Origin of the sequence: Guptibacillus sedimenti (assembly GCF_028610665.1) — a bacterium.
GTDB classification, from domain to species: Bacteria; Bacillota; Bacilli; order Bacillales; family Guptibacillaceae; genus Guptibacillus; species Guptibacillus sedimenti.
In genome coordinates this window covers 200,536-222,249 of sequence record NZ_JAQQWV010000004.1, presented here as the reverse complement: position 1 = coordinate 222,249, position 21,714 = coordinate 200,536, and the positions used below count along the sequence as shown (strand labels likewise).

The 21,714-nt window shown below is 39.0% G+C and carries 23 protein-coding genes; 21 read left to right on the top strand and 2 right to left on the bottom strand.

All coding sequences use genetic code 11. The annotated features are described in order from the left end of the window. Positions 1 to 8 precede the first annotated feature (8 nt). The 14 genes from queG to PQ578_RS17710 all read left to right on the top strand — a co-directional run bounded on the left by queG (position 9) and on the right by PQ578_RS17710 (position 14,465). Positions 9 to 1,148, top strand: a complete 1,140-nt coding sequence (gene queG, locus PQ578_RS17775; protein ID WP_273835777.1) for a tRNA epoxyqueuosine(34) reductase QueG — start codon at positions 9 to 11, stop codon at positions 1,146 to 1,148. 66 nt (positions 1,149 to 1,214) lie between these two features. Beyond that, positions 1,215 to 1,751, top strand: a complete 537-nt coding sequence (locus tag PQ578_RS17770; RefSeq protein ID WP_165999594.1) for a methylated-DNA--[protein]-cysteine S-methyltransferase — start codon at positions 1,215 to 1,217, stop codon at positions 1,749 to 1,751. 208 nt (positions 1,752 to 1,959) lie between these two features. Further along, positions 1,960 to 2,586 (top strand): YczE/YyaS/YitT family protein, encoded by a 627-nt coding sequence (locus tag PQ578_RS17765; RefSeq protein ID WP_273835776.1) that lies wholly within the window; start codon positions 1,960 to 1,962, stop codon positions 2,584 to 2,586. 55 nt (positions 2,587 to 2,641) lie between these two features. Next, on the top strand, positions 2,642 to 3,529 hold the full coding sequence (locus PQ578_RS17760) for an amidase domain-containing protein (RefSeq protein WP_273835775.1): 888 nt from the start codon (positions 2,642 to 2,644) through the stop codon (positions 3,527 to 3,529). A 64-nt stretch (positions 3,530 to 3,593) separates the two neighbouring features. Beyond that, entirely contained in the window at positions 3,594 to 4,067 is a 474-nt protein-coding gene (gene trmL, locus PQ578_RS17755) for a tRNA (uridine(34)/cytosine(34)/5-carboxymethylaminomethyluridine(34)-2'-O)-methyltransferase TrmL (protein WP_098446376.1), read from the top strand. Between the two features lie 521 nt (positions 4,068 to 4,588). After that, positions 4,589 to 4,894: an antibiotic biosynthesis monooxygenase family protein gene (locus tag PQ578_RS17750; RefSeq protein ID WP_098446377.1), complete on the top strand. Its 306-nt coding sequence runs from the start codon at positions 4,589 to 4,591 to the stop codon at positions 4,892 to 4,894. A 183-nt stretch (positions 4,895 to 5,077) separates the two neighbouring features. Next, positions 5,078 to 6,973, top strand: a complete 1,896-nt coding sequence (locus PQ578_RS17745) for a PrkA family serine protein kinase (protein ID WP_273835773.1) — start codon at positions 5,078 to 5,080, stop codon at positions 6,971 to 6,973. 155 nt (positions 6,974 to 7,128) lie between these two features. Then, entirely contained in the window at positions 7,129 to 7,686 is a 558-nt protein-coding gene (lepB, locus tag PQ578_RS17740) for a signal peptidase I (protein ID WP_160921509.1), read from the top strand. A 59-nt stretch (positions 7,687 to 7,745) separates the two neighbouring features. Next, complete coding sequence (locus PQ578_RS17735; RefSeq protein ID WP_179886343.1) at positions 7,746 to 7,913, top strand: hypothetical protein; 168 nt, start codon at positions 7,746 to 7,748, stop codon at positions 7,911 to 7,913. 287 nt (positions 7,914 to 8,200) lie between these two features. Next, positions 8,201 to 9,370 (top strand): sporulation protein YhbH, encoded by a 1,170-nt coding sequence (gene yhbH / locus PQ578_RS17730; RefSeq protein WP_159781091.1) that lies wholly within the window; start codon positions 8,201 to 8,203, stop codon positions 9,368 to 9,370. Between the two features lie 123 nt (positions 9,371 to 9,493). Continuing rightward, entirely contained in the window at positions 9,494 to 10,363 is an 870-nt protein-coding gene (locus tag PQ578_RS17725; protein WP_273835772.1) for a ComEC/Rec2 family competence protein, read from the top strand. 78 nt (positions 10,364 to 10,441) lie between these two features. After that, positions 10,442 to 10,879, top strand: a complete 438-nt coding sequence (locus tag PQ578_RS17720) for a CBS domain-containing protein (RefSeq protein WP_273835770.1) — start codon at positions 10,442 to 10,444, stop codon at positions 10,877 to 10,879. Between the two features lie 115 nt (positions 10,880 to 10,994). After that, positions 10,995 to 12,530, top strand: coding sequence for a bifunctional GNAT family N-acetyltransferase/carbon-nitrogen hydrolase family protein (locus tag PQ578_RS17715; RefSeq protein ID WP_224884079.1), 1,536 nt, complete (start codon positions 10,995 to 10,997; stop codon positions 12,528 to 12,530). 195 nt (positions 12,531 to 12,725) lie between these two features. Beyond that, positions 12,726 to 14,465: a phospho-sugar mutase gene (locus tag PQ578_RS17710; protein WP_273835769.1), complete on the top strand. Its 1,740-nt coding sequence runs from the start codon at positions 12,726 to 12,728 to the stop codon at positions 14,463 to 14,465. A gap of 99 nt (positions 14,466 to 14,564) precedes the next feature. Here PQ578_RS17710 and PQ578_RS17705 read toward each other — a convergent pair whose 3' ends face one another. After that, positions 14,565 to 14,753 carry a hypothetical protein gene (locus tag PQ578_RS17705; RefSeq protein WP_098446389.1) on the bottom strand — a complete coding sequence of 63 codons (189 nt, stop codon included), beginning with the start codon at positions 14,751 to 14,753 and terminating at the stop codon, positions 14,565 to 14,567. A 157-nt stretch (positions 14,754 to 14,910) separates the two neighbouring features. On the opposite strand from PQ578_RS17705, the gene PQ578_RS17700 reads away from it, so the two are divergent. The 5 genes from PQ578_RS17700 to PQ578_RS17680 all read left to right on the top strand — a co-directional run bounded on the left by PQ578_RS17700 (position 14,911) and on the right by PQ578_RS17680 (position 18,550). Then, complete coding sequence (locus PQ578_RS17700; RefSeq protein WP_098446390.1) at positions 14,911 to 15,171, top strand: metal-sensitive transcriptional regulator; 261 nt, start codon at positions 14,911 to 14,913, stop codon at positions 15,169 to 15,171. 202 nt (positions 15,172 to 15,373) lie between these two features. After that, complete coding sequence (locus tag PQ578_RS17695) at positions 15,374 to 15,943, top strand: redoxin domain-containing protein (protein WP_273835768.1); 570 nt, start codon at positions 15,374 to 15,376, stop codon at positions 15,941 to 15,943. A gap of 112 nt (positions 15,944 to 16,055) precedes the next feature. Further along, entirely contained in the window at positions 16,056 to 16,244 is a 189-nt protein-coding gene (locus PQ578_RS17690; protein ID WP_273835767.1) for a hypothetical protein, read from the top strand. A 259-nt stretch (positions 16,245 to 16,503) separates the two neighbouring features. Further along, positions 16,504 to 17,403, top strand: a complete 900-nt coding sequence (locus tag PQ578_RS17685) for an EamA family transporter (protein WP_273835766.1) — start codon at positions 16,504 to 16,506, stop codon at positions 17,401 to 17,403. 67 nt (positions 17,404 to 17,470) lie between these two features. Next, positions 17,471 to 18,550 (top strand): mechanosensitive ion channel family protein, encoded by a 1,080-nt coding sequence (locus tag PQ578_RS17680; RefSeq protein ID WP_160921493.1) that lies wholly within the window; start codon positions 17,471 to 17,473, stop codon positions 18,548 to 18,550. A 39-nt stretch (positions 18,551 to 18,589) separates the two neighbouring features. Here the strand turns inward: PQ578_RS17680 and PQ578_RS17675 are convergent, their stop codons facing one another. Continuing rightward, entirely contained in the window at positions 18,590 to 19,555 is a 966-nt protein-coding gene (locus PQ578_RS17675; protein WP_273835765.1) for a bile acid:sodium symporter family protein, read from the bottom strand. 171 nt (positions 19,556 to 19,726) lie between these two features. On the opposite strand from PQ578_RS17675, the gene PQ578_RS17670 reads away from it, so the two are divergent. Both PQ578_RS17670 and PQ578_RS17665 read left to right on the top strand, forming a co-directional pair. Next, complete coding sequence (locus PQ578_RS17670) at positions 19,727 to 21,130, top strand: SpoVR family protein (protein ID WP_098446399.1); 1,404 nt, start codon at positions 19,727 to 19,729, stop codon at positions 21,128 to 21,130. 3 nt (positions 21,131 to 21,133) lie between these two features. Further along, the gene (locus PQ578_RS17665; RefSeq protein ID WP_273835764.1) at positions 21,134 to 21,706 is read left to right on the top strand and encodes a DUF4257 domain-containing protein; all 573 of its coding nucleotides are present in this window, start codon (positions 21,134 to 21,136) and stop codon (positions 21,704 to 21,706) included. Positions 21,707 to 21,714 lie beyond the last annotated feature (8 nt).

Sequence of the window (21,714 nt, the reverse complement as noted above, 5' to 3'; positions counted from 1 at the left end):
GGTAATGAATGACAAACGCACAATTAAAAGCTGATATTGTGGCATACAGTAAAACAATTGGGATTGATAAAATAGGCTTCGCTGCTGCAGATCCGTTTAAAACACTGAAACAACGATTGCAGCGTCAGCAGGAGCTTGGGTATCAGTCGGGTTTTGAGGAATCTGATATTGAGAAGAGAACAAAGCCTGAGCTTTTGTTGAGCGGTGCAACGACCATTGTTTCGATTGCCATTGCTTATCCTTCGCGAATGAAGGATAGCCCAAGAAGTAAGAAAGGCGAACGAAGAGGACTATTTTGTCGCGCTTCATGGGGTGTTGATTACCATCATGTGCTTAGAGAGAAACTCTCCCTCCTAGATGCATATATTAAATCGAAGGTTCCTGAAGCTAGAACGAGTTCAATGGTCGATACGGGCGAATTATCCGATCGAGCTGTAGCTGAAAGAGCCGGCATTGGTTTTAGCGGTAAAAACACAATGACCATTACAGAAGAATTTGGATCATGGGTCTACCTTGGTGAAATGATTACTGATCTGAATTTGGAACCTGACGAGCCTGTTGAGGAGGGATGTGGAGACTGTAATATTTGTGTAGATGCCTGTCCAACGGGTGCCTTAATTGAAGGTGGTCAGCTTAACGCGAATAAATGCATTGCTTTTCTTACGCAAACAAAGGGTTTTTTACCTGACGAATACAGGTCTAAATTAGGCAATCGTTTATATGGGTGTGATACGTGTCAGCTTGTTTGTCCTAAAAACAAAGGAAAAGATTTTCATCACCATCCTGAACTCGAACCTGATCCAGAAATGGTAAAACCAAAGTTAATTCCACTCTTAACTATGACGAATCGTGAATTTAAAGAGCAATTTGGTAAAGCAGCGGGCTCATGGAGAGGGAAGAAGCCAATCCAGAGAAATGCAATTCTTGCTCTTGCTCATTATAAAGATGAAACAGCAGTTGATACTCTGGTGGAAGTTATGGAAAAAGATCCTCGTCCGGTGATCCGCGGAACCTCAGCTTGGGCCCTAGGAAAAATCGGTGGTAAGAAGGCCCTTCATGCCCTTATGAAGGAGCAAATGAGAGAAAAAGATACGGATGTGGCAGATGAGATCGCTAAGGGCCTGTCAATGCTTGAAAATAAGGCTTAATGCTGATGGTCAAACGATTAGATGCGTTGTAAGATAGTGAAAAATGTACAATAAAGAAGGGATAGAATGGAGAAACAAGTGATTTATTATGGGGAGTTTCAATCACCGATTGGTCCATTAACGTTGTTTGCTAGTTCGAAAGGAGTTAGTAGGCTCGATTTTGGTTGCCAGGAGGATGTGCTGCCTGCTGCTGAAACATGGTACAAGAAACATCATGTAAATGCGGACCTTGTTTTCAATTCTGATATGATTGAACCAATTGTCATGCAATTGGAGGAATACTTCAGTGGAAAAAGAAAGGTTTTTGATCTCCAGCTTGATCCAATAGGAACGATTTTTCAGCAGAAAGTATGGAAAAACCTCTCGGAAATTCCATATGGGGAAACGCGTTCTTACAGAGATGTTGCCGTCGGTATTTCCGCCCCAAAAGCTGTTCGAGCAATTGGTTCAGCTAATAATCGAAACCCGATTCCCATTATTGTACCGTGTCATAGAGTAATTGGAAGCAATGGTGCTCTCGTTGGATACGGTGGTGGCGTCACGAAGAAAGAATATTTATTATCACTTGAACAACACCATGCCATGCATGCAATGTTGCCATAACAAGATTTGAAGCCTGTTTGCTACGTTTAATCCGTGGCAAACAGGCTTTTTTGAATTTTTCGTCTTAGGCATAATGCTACAAAAAGCGTGTGCTTTCTTGTAAAATAGCAAATGCGGTTAAAGGACAGATGAAAAATTTAAATAAAAAGTAATGAATGCAACAAGTAAATGGATTGTATTCAGAGTCTTCTTAAGAGGAGTGGAAATGATGAACAGCTTTTTGTCGAAAAGCCTTATTTACGTAGCAGGCCTATTTACCCTTGCCTTTGGAGTAGTATTGTTAATCAATGCTGATGTTGGAATTGCTCCCTGGGATGCTCTTTATGTAGCTCTTTCTGATCAAATCGGATTTACAGTAGGATCATGGGTGTTTATTGTTGGAGGCATTTTGATTTTCATTAACAGTCTAATTATGATGAGAAAGCCTAATCTGGCTGGTTTTATCCCGATTATTTTACTAGGACTGTTTGTAGACTTATTGAATTTAAAAATATTAACTTTTATCGACGTAAATGGAATCGTTCCCAGATGGATGTTGTTTCTTGTTGGATTAGTCATTATGGGACTTGGGATAGCTGTGTATTTATTTGCTTCATTGGCATCTATTCCAAATGATGAATTAATGCTTGCACTTACTGAACGAACCGGATGGAGTATCGGTGTTACAAAGACAATAACGGAAGCTATTGCATTTGTTTTAGCCTTTCTTCTTGGTGGTCCCATTGGTGCAGGTACGTTTGTTGAAGTCCTCCTACTCGGTTTCCTTGTCGGTTGGTTTGATAAACTCCTAAAAAAAATAAATCATTCTTCACCTGAAGCAGCTGCTCATTCTTGATTCCATGTCATGTGTGAGTTTTCCTTATCATAAATTGCGATGAGGGGGGACGCATATGGGGTGGGGAGAAGAGTTGAAATCTTTTTGGAAAGATCAAGCAACTAGTTTAATAAATGGTACGGAATTAGCTAGGTTAGGAATTCGTCCTACTACAGAAGAAGAAGCAGCGGCGCGGTACCTGCAACAATGTGAGGATAGAGGAGCCGCTGTTATTCGAATAAAAAACAAAGGAATTCTTCTTAGCAAAAAAGGTTTTTCAAAGGATCAAATGTATGATTACCTTCTCCATCAACAGTTCTTGATCAAGCAAGGGAAGAAACTTTATCAAGAAGAACGAATGGAAAAGAGATTCGCGAAGATGAATGAAGGTGATCTTGTTCTAGATTGTTCTGTGGAAGTTGAAGGAGAGCGACCTCAAACAATAGAGAGTGAAGGAGACGATCGCGTTGGTATGAAAGGTTCATACTATGATCGATTATCTGCTCTTAAGTATGCTGAACGCTGGTGGGACGATTATAACCCGGCATATCAATCATTTGATGTTGATTGTACGAACTATATTTCACAATGTCTTCATGCGGGAAAGGCTCCAATGCGTGGTTATCCTGATCGCACAAAAGGATGGTGGATGAAAGGGAGTAATTGGAGTTATTCTTGGACAGTGGCCCATGCTCTTCGCTGGCATTTAAGTGGCTCGAAGACTGGTCTACGCGCACGTGAAGTAGCAAATCCTGATGATTTGATTCCAGGAGATATTATATGCTATGACTTCGATGGAGATGGTCATTGGCAACATACTACTTTCGTTGTTGATAATGATGAGAAGGGGTATCCTCTTGTAAATGCTCATACGACAAATAGCAGAATGCGCTATTGGGCTTATGAAGATTCTACGGCATGGACACCTGAGATCAAGTATAAGTTTTTTCATATTGAAGATTAGTGAATTCCATCTCCATTTAAAAACATGCTATAATAGAAATGTTTTGAAGTGGAGGTGAATGAAGATGTCTTTAAATATCGTCCTTTTTCAGCCAGAAATACCGGCGAATACGGGGAATATCGCACGAACATGTGCAGCTACTCATACAAGTTTACATTTAATTCGTCCATTGGGCTTTTCAACTGATGATAAGATGTTGAAACGTGCGGGATTGGATTACTGGCAATATGCTGATGTTCATTATTATGATTCTCTAGATGAGTTTTTTGAAAAAAATCAGGATGGGAAATATTACTATATAACGAAATATGGTACAAATACACATACTGATTTTGATTACTCTGATCAAGACGAGAATACGTATTTTGTTTTTGGAAGAGAAACAAATGGCTTGCCAGATGAATTGATTGAGAATAATAAAGAACGTTGTCTTCGTCTACCGATGACTGATCACGTTCGCGCTCTTAACCTATCTAATACAGCTGCAATTATGGTGTATGAAGCGTTGAGACAGCAAAATTACCCTGGAATGAAATAAAAAAGAACGACTTTTCAGCAAAGAGCTGTAAGTCGTTCTTTTTTTGATAGACGATCGAATGGTTACTCAGATAAAGAGTTCCAATATCTCCGTTTCTAAACGCTCGTCTGTGCTTTTCGTTAGATCCAGCTGCAGTGGGCAGACACTCGGTCACTTCACCTTTTCATCCGAACACAAAGAACGTGTTCAAATGAAAAGGCTCCAGTGCCTGCCGTGTCTAACCGCCCACTTCCGCTTTTCGTGTTACCGACTACCTTTTTTGGTTTTGCTTGGTCGGTCGTTGTAGCCGGCGGTGAAGATTGCTGCTAGGAATGCCAGGATTACTACTAAAATACCCAGGAAACTCATGGTCTCATCCTCCTCAGGTAAAATTGTGTCCAAATCTACCTCTCATTATAAACCATGTGAGGTGAGGTGTGAATGTTTTGAGGGGAATTCTTGGATTGTGGGTGGTTTGAATTGGAAAAAAATACGGTTATTCGATAGGATAGAGATAGAAAGATAAAGGAGGCTTTTTAATTATGTATGTTGTCATGAATGAATTAAAGGTGCCAGATGAAGCTAAGGATATGATGAAACAACGTTTTGGTAAGAGCGCAGAGAGTATGAAGAATGTAGAAGGTTGTTTAGAATTTATGTTTCTGGAACAATCTGCTGAGAATGGAAAGTTAATTGTGTTTACGAAGTGGGAAAATGAAGAGGCTTATCAGAACTGGGTACATTCCGATTCCTTCAAGAATGCTCATAAAGAAAAACGTGAATCGAAAGAGAAATCACCCGCAACTGGTAATGAACTTAGTGAGTTTACTGTTGTCTATCATACGTAAGAGTGAGAGCCGGCCGAGCCGGCTCTTTTTGTTTGTTTTATAAAGTTCTTGTGATCTCTCTTTTACGTGAACTTATTTAGCCCTTATCCGTGTTTTTACGTTCAAAAAGAAAGCCGAATGTTATAGGACATCCCCGCATAACATGTATTAAATCCGATGAATCAAACTTGGAGGGGGCTCGTAATGGATATCTTACGTAAAATCCAGCAGCATCGAGAAGATGAAAGGCGGCTGAAGTGGGAAGGAACCTTCAGCGAGTATTTAGACATTATCCGGGAACGACCTGAAGTAGCGCAGTCAGCTCATTCACGTGTTTATAATATGATAAAAGATGCAGGGATCGATGAAGTTGACGGGAAGCGTAGTTATTCTTTTTTCTCAGAAGAACTGTACGGTCTCGAGGAAGCGATCGAACGTCTTGTAGAAGAATATTTTCATCCAGCTGCCAAACGGTTAGATGTTCGGAAACGAATTCTCTTATTGATGGGGCCAGTTAGTGGTGGTAAATCGACGCTAGTTACTGTATTAAAAAGAGGTTTAGAAAAATATTCCCATGAAGATTCAGGTGCCGTATATGCAATTAAAGGGTGTCCAATGCATGAAGATCCGCTTCATTTGATTCCACATCATTTAAGAGATGAGTTCCATGAGGAATATGGAATACGAATTGAAGGAAGTCTCTCGCCGCTTAACGTTATGCGTCTTGAGGAGGAGTATGGTGGCCGTATTGAGGATGTCATGGTTGAACGTATTTTCTTTAACGAAGATAAGCGGACAGGTATTGGTACATTTAGTCCATCAGATCCAAAGTCGCAAGATATAGCAGACTTAACAGGGAGTATTGACTTTTCAACAATTGCTGAGTTTGGATCGGAGTCTGACCCAAGAGCATATCGATTTGATGGCGAGTTAAATAAAGCAAATCGCGGTATGATGGAGTTCCAGGAAATGTTGAAATGTGATGAGAAGTTTCTATGGCATTTGCTGTCACTGACACAAGAAGGGAATTTTAAGGCCGGGCGCTTTGCTTTAATTTCGGCGGATGAATTAGTTGTGGCCCATACGAATGAAGCAGAGTACCGTTCATTTATATCGAACAAAAAGAATGAAGCTCTTCACTCTCGTATTATTGTTATGCCGGTTCCATATAACTTGAAAGTTAGCCAGGAAGAACGTATTTACGAGAAAATGATTCGTGAAAGTGATGTGGCAGATGTTCATATTGCCCCGCATGCTCTTAGAGTGGCTGCCATTTTCTCTATCTTGACGAGGTTAAAAGATACGAATCGTCAAGGAGTAGATCTTGTTAAGAAGATGCGACTCTATGATGGAGAAATCGTGGAAGGGTTTAATCAGGTAGATGTGGATGAGCTTCATAAAGAGCATTCAGATGAAGGGATGAGCGGAATTGATCCACGTTATGTCATTAACCGGATTTCTTCCACCATTATAAGAAAAGAAGTACCGTCCATTAATGCACTAGATGTATTGCGTTCATTGAAGGATGGACTAGATCAACATGCTTCTATTTCAAAAGAAGACAAAGAGCGCTATATGAATTTCATCTCGATCGCACGTAAAGAATATGATGAAATTGCGAAGAAAGAAGTACAGAAAGCTTTTGTATACTCCTATGAAGAAAGTGCGAAAACGTTAATGGATAACTATCTTGATAACGTAGAAGCCTACTGTAATAAAAATAAATTGCGTGATCCACTGACTGGTGAAGAAATGAGTCCAGATGACAAACTCATGCGCTCGATTGAGGAGCAAATCGGAATTTCTGAAAATGCGAAAAAAGCATTCCGTGAAGAGATCTTGATTCGAATTTCTGCTTACGCAAGGAAAGGTAAGAAATTTGATTACAATTCTCATGAGCGTTTAAGAGAAGCGATTCAGAAGAAATTGTTTGCAGATTTAAAAGATGTCGTAAAAATTACAACTTCATCTAAAACACCAAATGAGAATCAACTCAAAAAAATCAATGAGGTTATTGCTTGTCTTATTGATGAACATGGCTACAATTCGATTTCAGCCAACGAACTGCTCCGTTATGTTGGAAGTCTCCTAAACCGATAATTTTCAAAAAGCATACCTCAAAAGGGGTATGCTTTTTGGAATGTATGAATGTGCCAAACATTCTTTATGTAATCGCTTACTAAGGCGGGTGCGCTTGTGCCAGCTTATTAGGAGTGATAGATTAGACGTAAAGACGTATTGAAAAGAGGTTTGAGATGGAGAAGGAACGCAATCCGCTTTGGGAGTGGATAAAGGCTTTTTCAATAGCTGTCGTCCTGGCGATTGTTATTCGTGAATTTCTCATCACGAATTATGTGGTACACGGCGAATCGATGATGCCAACGATTCAAGACGGGAATCGTTTAATAATTAATAAAATTGGCTACGAAGTATCTGAGCCTAATCGGTTTGATCTTGTCGTATTTCATGCGAACGAACAAGAAGATTATATTAAGAGAGTGATTGGTCTCCCGGGGGATACAATCGAATACAAAAATGATCATCTTTATGTAAATGGCGAGAAGATGAGTGAACCTTATCTTGAACGGTACAAGGATGAGATATTTAACGGTAATTTAACGGAAAACTTCAATCTTGAAGATAAAACAGGCAAAATGAAGGTTCCTGAGAACTCTTTATTTTTAATGGGTGATAATCGGAGACATAGTTATGATAGTCGGCATATTGGCTTTGTACCAATGGATCAAGTAGTTGGAGAAGTAAACCTTCGTTATTGGCCACTTGAAAAATTCGACTTCACGTTCGAAAAATGAAGTGCAAATAGGTTAATAATGATGAGATCTGGGTACGTAGATTAATGAGGTGATGCATGATGGCAGACCGAAAAGATAAACCGGACAATAGCTCAATGGCAATGGATGAAAAGGAAATGCAGGCACTTGGTAAAGAGATGGAAGAACTAGAGACAAATGATGAACTTAAGAAAAAGGGTCGTCGTCCAGACCCAGTTCAACATGAAGAGAAAGCCGATGAAAAATAACTCCTAACAGGGGGTTATTTTTTTTTAGAATAATTGTAGGAATAGCAAAAGAGGGAAGGAAGGGTCAATATTTTGTCCAAATCCAATAAGAAGTTTGATAAAACGTTAATTTGTCAGAATTAATTGTCAATTATCGCTTGTATTTGCATAGGATAAAGTATACTATTCAACGCAGCCAGGGGATGTCCATATATGGATGCTGCTTTAGAACAATCATCATGAGTGATCATCGATCATTGAATAAATTTCCGATAGAAATTTTATTTTTTTAAGGAGGGGAATAAGGCATGAAAGACAAGAATTCCAACAATTTCGTCGTCTCTCAGGAGAATTGGTCCCTCCACCGAAAAGGCTATCAGGATCAACAACGCCATGCCGAAAAAGTTCAGGATGCTATCCAAAACAATCTCCCGGATCTCATCAGTGAAGAGAACATTATTCTTTCCAACGGTCGAGATGTCATTAAAATACCAATTCGATCACTTGATGAATATAAAATTCGATACAACTATGATAAATCAAAGCACGTTGGGCAGGGCGAAGGCGATAGCCAGGTGGGAGACGTAGTAGCACGTGATGGCTCCGGCGAAAAGCAGCCAGGAGCAGGTAAGGGTGAAGGAGCCGGTGATCAACCTGGAGAAGATTACTACGAAGCGGAAGTGTCGCTTGTAGAACTTCAGGATATCCTATTTAAAGAACTTGAATTGCCGAATTTACGTGAAAAAGAAACAGCAGATGTTGTCCAGAAAAAAGTAGAATTTAATGATATTCGAAAAACTGGTCTAATGGGTAATATTGATAAAAAACGTACCATATTAACTGCGTATAAGCGAAATGCCATTAGCGGTAAACCAGCAATTGCACCGATCTATCAAGATGACCTTCGTTTTAAAACATGGAATGAAGAAATTAAGCGTGAGTCAAAAGCGGTTGTTTTGGCGATGATGGATACAAGTGGCTCGATGGGAAAATGGGAAAAATATATGGCTAGAAGCTTTTTCTTCTGGATGTCTCGTTTTCTTAGATCAAAATACGAAACAGTAGAGATCGAGTTTATCGCTCATCATACAGAAGCAAAAGTCGTCACAGAAGACGATTTTTTTTCAAAAGGAGAAAGCGGTGGAACGATTTGTTCATCCGCCTATCGAAAAGCGCTTGAATTAATTGATGAAAAGTATTCTCCATCTCGCTATAACATCTATCCATTCCACTTCTCAGATGGTGATAATTTAACGTCTGATAACACAAGATGCGTTAAACTGGTGAATCAAATCATGAAGGTATCCAATATGTTCGGATATGGAGAAGTAAATGCTTATAACAGACACTCTACACTAATGAGCGCTTATAAGAATATCCATGATCCGAAATTTAGGCATTATATTTTAAAAGAGAAAAAAGATGTTTACCATGCCATGAAAAGTTTCTTTCGAAAAGAAGAAGAAGTTCGTTCATAAAACTTCCCTGAAATGGGGAGTTTTTTCTTTTTGTATGCAAAGTAACGGATTACCAGATCATTATGCTTTTAGTTAAGAAAGGAAAGAGCATACTAATGGGAAGAAAAAATAGGAGGGACGATGATGAAGTTTTTAATCGCTCTTTTTTTCTCCCATCTTATCCTATTACAAATGCCGTATCTCGTGACTGCAGAAACAAATTTGGTTGAGGTCCACTTTCTGGATGTTGGACAGGCTGATAGTATTTTCATTACATTTGGAGAAGAAACAATGTTAGTGGACGCAGGCGATAATGGTGATGGGGGAATGGTAACCAATTATTTAAAAGAGCTAGGAGTTAAGCAATTGGATTATCTCGTAGCTACTCACCCTCACCACGATCATATCGGTGGCATGGATGAGGTGATAAAAGGTTTTGAAGTGGAACGGGTGCTGATGCCAGATGTATCTTATCCAACTACTCATTATAAATCTTTACTCAAGGAATTGAAGAAAAAAGACATTCCTGTTACGACGGCGCACGAAGGCGTGAAGATAAAACTTGGGCGTCGTGTGAGTGTACAGGTGATTTCACCTTCTGAAAATGCTGAGTACGAGGATTTTAACGACTATAGTGCAGTGCTGCGTCTTAAACATGGGGATAATCGTTTTTTATTTATGGGGGATGCCGGTGTAGAAGTGGAAAAGCAAATGCTCGATGGATTGAAAAAGAAGCATCTAGTATCTGAAGTGTTGAAAATCGGCCATCACGGAGCAAACTCTGCGACTACAGAAGCGTTTATAAAAGCTGTGAGTCCTGAAACTGCTGTGATTTCAGTCGGAAAAGATAACCGGTATCATTTTCCTGATAATGATGTGCTTCAAAGGTTGCGTGGGAATGATATTTCCATTCTAAGAACGGATCAAATCGGAACAATTATTGCAACAAGTGACGGAAAGAATATTAGCTTCCATACCGAAAATAATCTTATCTCACATAAAAAGGAAAAATAATATATTCGAATTGAGCCTACACTATAACGGTGGAAGGCAATGCCTTTCCAAGCTCAATGATCATACAACCTGGGAGGAATGCTTGTGCAAAACAATCTGCAAAATCTCATGTCTAAGAACATTGTGTCTGTCACACCAGAGCAGTCCATTCAAGAAGCAGCCGCGTTAATGAATCAACACAACATTGGTTCATTACCAGTAATGAAGAACGGTCAGCTTTATGGAATGGTTACGGATCGTGATATTACAACTCGTGCCACTGCGACTGGAGGAAATGCTAACTGTCAGGTGAGTCAATGTATGTCTGATAACATTGTTTCAGCCACTTCTAACATGAGTGCAGAAGAAGCTGCGGCTTTGATGGCTCAGAATCAAATCCGTCGCTTGCCTGTTGTAGAAAACAATCAGGTTGTTGGAATGGTGTCACTTGGAGATTTTGCAACCAAAACACCGGAGCAACAAGAAGCAGGTACAGCGCTATCCAGCATTTCTCAAAATGGTGCTCCAAAGGCGTAAAGCCAGGGAGACTGACTACGTCAGTCTCCTCTCTTTTTACATATGATAAAATTAAGGTACAAACAGCCATAAAAAGGGTACATAGTAAAATAGATCTAAAGTGGAGGGAAAGCAGATGTCAGAATTAGACGTATCGAAATTCGAAAAAAAGATTGAGATCAGGCAAATTCGTCACGAGGATATCGAAGAAATCCTAGCCTTACAAAAAAAGTGTTTTCCTGGAATGGACCCCTGGAAAAGAGAACACCTGGAAAGTCACCTTGATATCTTTCCGGAAGGTCAGTTTTGTGTAGAGCTTGAGGGAGAAATTATTGGTTCCTGTTCAAGTCTGATGGTTAACTTTGATGAGTACGATGATCAGCATACATGGGACGATATTACAGATGAAGGTTATATTACAAACCATAATCCCGATGGCTATAACCTATATGGAATTGAAGTAATGGTTCATCCTGAATATAGAAGAATGAAGATCGGCAAGCGCTTATATGATGCACGTAAAGATCTTGCTCGTGAATTAAATGTTAAGAGTATCATAATCGGGGGACGAATTCCGAATTATCATAAACATGCAGATGAAATGAAGGCATCTGAATATGTGGAGGAAGTAAAATTCCAAAATATTTATGATCCGGTGTTAACGTTCCAGTTAATGAATGGTTTTAACGTAATGAGAATCAATCCAAACTACTTACCAGATGATAAAGCGTCAAAGCAGTTCGCCACGTTAATGGAATGGAATAACGTTGAATATAAGGCAGTGACAAGAAGACACTTTAGGTCCTCTTTCCCTGTAAGAATTTGCGCCATTCAATATGCTATGAAGAAGATTTCTTCGTTTGAGGAATTTGCCAACCAGGTAGAATATTATGTAGATGTGGCAGCTGATTTTGGCTCTGATTTTGCAGTCTTCCCAGAGATCTTTACAACACAACTTATGTCGTTTATGGATGAGAAAATTCCAAGTAAAGCCGTCCGTAAATTAACAGAGTATACAGAGCCTTACATTGAACTTTTCACTGAATTAGCAGTTAAGTACAATGTGAACATTATTGGTGGCTCTCACTTTGTATTAGAGGATGAAAAAATCTACAATATTGCCTATTTGTTTAGAAGAGACGGAACGATTGAAAAACAGTACAAAATCCATGTTACACCGAATGAGCGTCGCTGGTGGGGAATTCACGGTTCTGATGGCATCGAGGTTTTCGATACAGACTGTGGTAAAATCGCGATTCAAATATGTTATGATATTGAGTTTCCAGAACTCGGTCGTATTGCAACAGATAAAGGAGCAAATATTCTTTTTACACCTTTTTGTACAGATGACCGTCAAGGATATTTACGTGTTCGATACTGCGCGCAGGCTAGAGCGGTTGAAAATCAAATCTACACAGTGATTGCTGGTACAATCGGTAACCTTTCTCAAGTAGAGAATATGGATGTTCAGTATGCGCAATCCGGCATTTTTACGCCATCCGACTTTGCATTTTCAAGAGACGGCATTGCCGGAGAGTGTCACCCGAATATTGAAACTGTCGTTGTAGGGGATGTCGATCTTGAAATTCTAAGAAGGCAGCGTCAGTCTGGAACGGTTCGTCAATTACGAGATCGTCGAAAAGACTTATATGAAATTCATTATAAAAAGTAAGCCTCAACGGCTTGCTTTTTTTTGTCGTTTTTTAGGAAATGGTGTCTTTTTCCTAAATAGCATTGGCTGATCAAACAATTCGTATTATGATTAAGTAAGAATAGGAGAAAATCTGACCAAAAGGAAGGACTTCAGTCGGTTTTCTAGAAATGATACAAACGTGATAAAGAAGCTATACATAACGGGAGGAAAAAAATGGACTGGAAAAACGCGTACAAGAGATGGACATCAGCAACTTCACTTGATGAGGAATTAAAAAAGGATCTGGAAGCTCTTAGTGGACAGGATAAAGCACTTGAAGATGCTTTTTACAAAAACCTTGAGTTTGGAACAGGTGGGATGCGTGGAGAAATCGGTCCTGGTACTAATCGTATGAACTTATATACGATACGTAAGGCGTCTGAAGGCTTAGCGCAATACATAGATGCAAACGGTGAGGAATATCAAAAACGAGGAGTAGCCATTGCATACGATTCACGTCACAAGTCACCTGAGTTCGCCATGGAAGCCGCTAAGACGTTAGCGACACATGGGATTCAAACATATGTCTTTGAAGAGCTACGCCCTACACCAGAGCTTTCTTTTGCTGTTCGAACGTTAAATGCTTGTGCTGGAATCGTTATCACAGCTAGTCATAATCCGCCAGAGTATAATGGGTACAAAGTATATGGCGAAGATGGAGGTCAACTTCCTCCTAAAGCTGCTTCAGAAGTGATTTCATATGTAGACGGCATAGAGAATGAGTTAGAGGTGAATGTTTCTTCTGAACGAGAATTAAAAGACAAAGGACTCATTCAAATGATTGGCGCAGAAATTGATCGTCAATACGTTGAGCAATTAAAAACGCTTCGCGTGAATCAATCACTACTTTCTGAAATGGGTGAGCAGTTAAAGATCGTCTTCACTCCTTTACATGGAACAGCTAATATCCCTGTTAGAGAAGGATTGAAAGCTTATGGTTTTAACAATGTGACGGTGGTAAAGGAACAAGAGATGCCAGATCCTAACTTCTCTACTGTTTCTTCTCCAAATCCGGAAGAGCACGCAGCATTTGAACTTGCTATTCAATACGGCGAGCAGCAAGACGCTGACATTCTTTTAGCTACTGACCCTGATGCTGATCGCGTTGGTATAGCTGTAAAGAACAAGGAAGGTAAATATGTTGTTCTTACTGGGAATCAAACAGGTGCTCTTCTGTTGAATTATATTATTACTCAGAAAAAAGAAAATGGTGAACTTCCACAAAATGGGGCAGTCCTAAAGACAATTGTCACTTCTGAAATCGGTCGTAAGATTGCAGAAGACAATGGTCTGACTTCCTATGATACGTTAACTGGATTTAAGTTCATTGGCGAGAAAATAAAAGAGTTTGAAACGACTGGGGAGCATACTTTCTTATTCGGATATGAAGAGAGCTATGGTTACCTTGTTGGAGACTTTGTTCGAGATAAAGATGCTGTTCAAGCATGTCTTGTCGCCGCAGAAGTTGCTGCATTTTACAAATCCAAAGGAATGACACTTTATGAAGGACTTCTCGAGGTATTCGAACAATATGGCTATTATCAAGAAGGGCTGGAATCACTAACACTTAAAGGGAAAGAAGGCGCTGAAAAAATCGTATCTTTACTTGCAAAGTTTCGTGAAGATCCACCTACTGAAGCAGCTGGATTAACTGTTCAAAGCGTAGAAGACTATGAGATAAGTAAACGAACTTATTTAGGTCAAGATAAGAGTGAACAAATTGATTTGCCTACTTCAAATGTATTGAAGTATAAACTTGAAGATGGATCATGGTTCTGTCTGCGACCTTCAGGAACCGAGCCAAAGGTGAAGTTTTATTTTGGAGTGAACGGTGATAATCTAGAACACAGTCAGAGTAAATTGGCTGAACTTAGAAAATCTGTGATGAGTAAAGTGAATGACCGGTTGGAATAATAGGGTAGTGGTGAAAGAAAACCAGGACAATGTTCGTCCTGGTTTTCTTATTTAACTAAAAACATGAAAAAAAAACCGGTTAGCAAACCGGTTTTTCTACTATTGGTGAAGTTGTTGTTTATTCAATTGATGTTCGTAATCAGCTTTATTCTTACGAATGAGATGAAATACTTTGTCTTTCGTTTCGCTATCTAGTTTTTCGAGAATTTTACCTGCTTTGTATTCGTTCGAGGTAACAATTTTTCGATAAATTTTAGATAACCGTTTATCATCTTCGGATAAATCCAAAAGGCACTGCCTCCTTATAATGATCTAAACCTTTTTCCTATCCTTAAATTACGATTTATTTTACAATATATGAAGAGAAGTAGCAAGAAATTAATATAATTATGACAGAATATTCTTATATGTAATAAATTAAATGGACATGAAAGGGAGTCATACCATGGAATATACAAATGAAATGAAAAATCGTTTAAAAAGAGTGGAAGGTCAAATTCGCGGTGTTCTCCGGATGATCGAAGAAGAAAAAGATTGTAAAGACGTTATTACTCAGCTTTCTGCGAGTCGGACGGCAATTGACCGTACGATTGGATTAATTGTTGGTTCGAATCTTGAAGAATGCATTCGAGAACAACTTGATAAGGGTGAGTCCACAGAAGATGTCGTAAAAGAAGCCGTACAACTATTAGTGAAAAGCCGCTAGTTCAATTTTGCCTCAAACATTTTATATTGTCGGATACAATTCATGTTGTGGTCAATCAAAATGAATGAGAGTGTATATAACTTGCAAGCTGGAGAAATAGTGAATAATAGATCTTCTCATTTCTGTTATTTGCTTTTAGTTCTATTTGCATGAATGGATAGAGATGATTGCTTTTACGTTTGTTTGAAAAAAGGAGGAGCAAATGAAACGTCTAAGAATAGGAATCGTTTTTGTTCTCGGTTTTCTAGCATATAGTCTCTATTCTTCATATCAAGAGAAAGAAGTGAGCCATCCAGCTCAAATGCAAGCTTCTGAAGTAACGTCTAATGCTCATGAAATAGGAATTCAAGAGGGAAATCGTGCACCTGATTTCACATTATATTCGCTTGAAGGGAAAGAAGTGAGCCTTTCAGATTCCAAAGGAAAGGTTACCTTTATTAATTTCTGGACCACCTGGTGTCCTCCATGTAAAGAAGAAATGCCTGATATGCAGCAGTTTTATGAGGAAGATGGGAAAGAGCTTGATGCGGAAATCTTTGCGGTTAATCTTACAACGAATGAGTCATCCTCACAGGTTGTAAAAGATTTTGCAAGGAAAAATAATCTTACTTTTCCTATTTTGTTAGACACAGAGGGACAATTAATGGAAACATTCGCGACCATTACAATTCCTACTACTTATGTTATTGACAAAAATGGTATAATCATGAAGAAAGTGATTGGTCCTATGAGTAAAGAAATGATGAACGATTTGGCATTCTCTGCTCGATAAAGTGATCACTTGTTGGTTATCTATGTCTTGTTGTTCGTTCCTTTGTTCTTTTTAGAAGACGATTTTAGGAAACATTGAAGATAAACAGTTGACACATAAGGGGGAGTGAACTGTGGCAAATCTAGGATTTGGTGTAATGCTATTTGTTATACTCGGGTATGTCCAATACAGTTGGATTTATGAAACAGTAGATGGAATTGGGTACGAATTCAAATCAAAATGGTCTTACATATCGATGTCAGTGTTTCTGGGTGTGTTAGTTGGCTACTTCATCACTAGTGGTCTTTATCAAGCTTATTAAAAAAGGTGATTAATTTTATAAAGTTTGAAAGAATATGTTTCCGTTGACGTTTTGTGAAATAGCACTTATGCTGTACAATGTATACTAAAACCAGCCCAAAGATGGCTGGACGGCGATTTTTCTGAGAGACGGATCTCTCATTTTCATCGCCCTCTGTTGATTAAATCGACAGGGGGCGATTTTTTAATGTTTACACACAGTAATAAGCTGTTTCTGAAGTTGATATTAAGAAAAGTGGAATGAATGGGGGGATTCATAAATGTGGAAGTATGTATTGCTTGTTTTAGCTGCTGGATGCAGTCTGGGATCACTTTCAACAATTACAAAAATAGGGATTACAAGAGGATTTTCTGTAGGAGAACTTTTAGCAGGACAGTTTGTCTTTGGATGGTTGGTCTTACTTGTTCTACTTCTAATCTTTAAACAAAAGCCAAGTTTTAAAGGAGCTAAATTTTTGTTGCTTGGCGGAGCTATGATCGGGTGTGTTTCCATATTTTATACGCTTGCTGTCTCAAAGCTTCCAGCTTCCATTGCTGTTTTGCTTTTGTTCCAATTTACATGGATTGGTATTGTCATTGATTCCTTATATCAAAAAAAATGGCCAAATTTAAAAACGTTTCTTTCCGTTAGCATTCTTCTTATCGGGACGACTCTAGCGAGTGGAATTATTGGAAGTGAGAAGATAACTTATGATCCAACCGGAATCATGTTAGGGCTTTTATCAGCAATTTGTTTTGCCATGTACATTTTTATTATGGGTAAAACTTCGGCGGAAGTTCCTGCAATACAGAAAAGCTTTTTCATGGTGACCGTCGCAGGAGTTCTAGTGTTAACGACATTTACTCCAGGGTCTCTTCTACATGGTGGGCTATCGTTAGAATGGACGCTGTTTGGTTTCTTCTTAGCGATCCTCGGGAATATATTCCCTGTTCTTTTTATGGCAATAGGTGTACCGAAAGTTGGTTCGAGTGTTGGAACAATCCTTAGTTCTTCAGAGCTCCCCGCAGCAGTGTTTCTCTCGGCTATCATTCTACATGAAGCCGTTCATATGATTCAATGGTTTGGCGTCTTTCTCGTTCTTGCTGGCATTGTCATTTCCCAATGGGATGTTTTCGGTGAAAGTAAATCCAAAAAAAGCAGTATAATTTTAGATAACTGACAAATAGAAGAAAATGAAAACGAATGTATATCTTTATAACCTATTTTAGTAAAGGGGAAATTGCGTAATGGATTTGTTACGTATTGATGACACCTGGATTCAGCTTGGAATTGCCATTGGAATCTTCCTTCTTTTTCTATTAATGAGGAAAATTTTCGCGAAGTATATTTATAATCTCGTTCTTAAATTAAGCAGAAAATCTTCTAATGAATTTTTCACACATCTTTTTTTAGCATTTGAAAGACCGCTACGAATGCTGTTTGTGATTATAGGATTAAATATTTCTGTTCGATATGTTTCTTTTCTTGATCATCATAATGAACTCTTCACAGACATTATGAGTTCATCGTTAATTTTCTTAGCGGCTTGGGGGCTGTATAATTTATCCTCAGCTTCTTCATTGTTTTTCCAAACGATGAACACGAAATATAATTTAAAAATTGATCAACTTCTAATTCCATTTCTATCAAAAACGCTCCGTCTCTTAATTGTTGCCATGACGTTCAGCGTCATTGCTGGAGAATTTGGTTATGATGTGAATGGGTTTATTACAGGGCTTGGACTAGGAGGATTAGCCTTTGCTCTTGCAGCAAAAGAAACGATTGAGAACTTCTTTGGTGGCATTGTGATTATTACAGAAAAGCCATTCTCAATTGGGGAATGGATTAAAACGCCTAGTGTTGAAGGGGTCGTTGAAGACATTACGTTTAGAAGTACGAAAATCCGTACGTTTGCTCAAGCGCTTGTTACCGTTCCAAATGCGAGACTAGCTAATGAAAATATTACAAACTGGTCAAAAATGGGGAAACGTCAGATTACGTTCCATGTTGGTGTCACGTACAATACGCCTTCAGAAAGACTTGAAACGTGTATTACTCGTATTGAGAAGATGCTTCGAGATCATGATGAAATTCACCCTGAAACGATCTTTGTTTCTTTTGATGAGTTTAATCATAGTAGCCTTGATGTTTTTCTTTATTTCTTTACAAATACGACAACGTGGGGCGATTTTTTAAATGTGAAGCAAGACGTGAACTTTAAAATTATGAAAATCATGGAGGAAGAGCAAGTTTCCTTTGCATTCCCTACGCAAACACTCCATGTTGAAAGTGCACGATCTCATGAAGAAGAGAAAATGTATAGCTAAAGAAGAAGGCAGGTCTCCGTTTGAGAGACCTGCCTTCTTCTATGCGCTTCTCTTTGATAAAACGTTTTGTTCTTTAGTAGCCGGCTTCCTTTTACTCCAAATGGTAGCAAGAATAGGGCCTGATATATTATGCCATACACTGAAGATGGCACTCGGTACGGCGGCAATTGGATTGAAATGAGCTGCTGCGAGTGCTGCTCCAAGACCCGAATTCTGCATCCCAACTTCAATAGAGATAGCTCGTTGATCGCGTTCATTAAGTCGAAATAATTTTGCGAGAAAATAGCCAATCATTAGGCCGAGCAAGTTATGAAGAATAACAATTGAGAAGATCAACAGTCCTGTCTCTGCTATGCGGTCCTTGCTTGCGCCTACGACTGCAGCCACAATGGCTACGATAGAAATGACCGAAACAAGGGGTAACGCTTTTACACTTTCAGCAACTTTTTCTTTGAAAATAAGCTTTACGATAACGCCAAGAGTGATTGGTATGACGACCATTTGGAAAATGGATAAGAATAGATCTCCAGCTGAGACCGGTAACCACTGACTCGCAAATAATAAAACGAGTGCAGGCGTTAATAAAGGAGCAAGTAGTGTTGAGACAGCTGTAATGGCTACGGATAAAGCTGTATTTCCTTTAGAGAGATAAGTGATCACATTGGAAGCTGTTCCGCCAGGACAGCAACCGACTAGGATGACACCTACAGCAACTTCAGCGGGTAACCGAAATACAACCGCTAGAGCGTATGCGAGTAATGGCATAATGATGAACTGTGCTGCCACCCCTATGGCAACACTTTTTGGCTGCTTCACCACTTCTTTAAAATCATTGGTAGAGAGGGTCATCCCCATCCCAAACATAATAACGCCTAGTAGTATGGTTATGTAAGAAGTAATCCACGTAAATCCTTCAGGATAAATAAAACCTAACACTGCAAAAAGAAGTACCCAAACTGCAAATGTATTTCCCGCAAAGCGACTTGCCTTTTCAAGAGCTTTCATTCCACCACATCCTTAGAAATTTTAATCTTGATTATACGCTTATTTAAACAATTTTCAATACTATCTGAAAACTTATCCAACTATTTTTCCATAACGATTTTCTTCCGCCTAATCATGAACCTACTTGTCCGGTCATACATATTAGTAAGCAATACATTAGGAGGGAATGAAATGTCTACAGAGAAAGAAATCTTTTATGCCATAGAAGAGATTACGGAGATCGCAAAAGGGTTCGGACTCGATTATTACCCAATGCGTTATGAGATATGTCCAGCAGATATTATTTACACATTCGGAGCATATGGTATGCCAACGCGGTTCTCTCATTGGAGCTTTGGAAAACAGTTTCATAAAATGAAGCTGCAATATGATCTAGGACTAAGTAAAATCTATGAGCTTGTTATTAATTCAGATCCTTGCTATGCCTTTTTATTAGATACAAATAGCCTCATTCAAAATAAGCTTATTATTGCTCATGTATTGGCGCACTGTGACTTTTTTAAGAATAATGTTCGTTTCTCCAATACACGAAGAGACATGGTGGAAAGTATGACGGCCACTGCTGAGCGTGTTGCTTATTATGAACATCATTATGGGAAAGACGAAGTAGAAAACTTCCTTGATGCCGTCCTCTCGATACAAGAACATATAGATCCTTCTATCATGCGTCCTAGACTAACTTATAATTATCAAGACGATACACCAATTCCAGTGAAACATGATTCACCATACAATGATTTATGGTCAATCGATAAGGATGATTCTGCGGACGAGCCAACTCCAAAGAAAAAGAAGAAATTCCCTCCACAACCAGAAAAAGATCTTCTTCTTTTCATTCAGGAATACAGCACCGAGTTAGAAGACTGGCAACGCGATATTTTGACCATGATGCGAGAGGAAATGCTTTATTTCTGGCCACAGCTTGAAACAAAGATCATGAATGAGGGCTGGGCGAGCTACTGGCATCAGCGTATTCTGCGCGAAATGGATTTAACGACGGATGAAGCAATTGAATTTGCTTCTTTAAATGCTAATGTTGTGCAGCCTTCACGCACACGTATTAATCCTTACTACCTGGGGCTTAAAATTTTCGAGCATATTGAAGAAGTCTACGATAACCCAACGGAAGAGATGAGGCAGCGGGGATTCGAGCCTGGGAAAGGGCGAGAAAAGATGTTTGAGGTCCGTGAAGTAGAAGCTGATATTTCATTCATTCGAAATTATTTAACGAAAGACCTCGTCCACAAAGAAGATTTATATTTATTTCAGAAAAAGGGGCGGGATTATAAAATTGTAGATAAAGAATGGGAGCATATTCGCGATCAACTTGTGACAATGAGAGTAAATGGCGGCTTTCCTTATTTAACTGTCAATGACGGAAACTATATGAAAGCTGGCGAAATGTATCTTCACCATTCTTTTGAAGACACAGAACTTGATCTTCAATATCTAGAGCGCGTTATTCCTTATATTTATCAGCTTTGGGGGCGTCCGGTTCATATGGAAACAAAAGTGGAAGATAAAGAAGTTCTTTTTTCATATGACGGAAAGAAATTACATCGAAGGTATTTGTAGGCCTTGGACATCCTGAGTCAATTAAATGATCATTTCTGGACTTATCTTCTCTTTATTACGGTCGCTGGCGCAGTAGGAGGAGTTGGAAATATTCTTATCTCAGGTGAATTCCAGCGTTTTCGTAAAGTAATCAATTACGAAAATCAAACAGTTTACTACAGTCTAGGGTCTATTAAAGAGCCGTTTGTAGGAGCCATTGGCGGTATTTTAACAACGCTTTTGTTTATCGAAACAGCTTCAGCTCAGTATTTGTTATACTTAGCACTGCTCACAGGATTTGGGAGCAGTGCTTTTCTAAAGCGATACGTGGATCAAAAAACAGATCAAATTATTGATCAAAATAACAGTGCGATTCAAAATAAAAATATTCAAATATATGCTGTAAAAAATGAAGCAGACGGGTCAAAGGTAAAAGGAATTATGAGTCCATCACCTATTTACTTAACGGAAGAAGAAATGGAACGTCTCACAAAACTTCAAGCGAAAGTGGGTGAAGCGGTAGGTCCGAAAGAAGCAAAACTGTATCAGTGTGAAATTAATTCGCTTCTAAGTCAAGGCAAGCAGCGATCGTTTTAGGTGTCTCT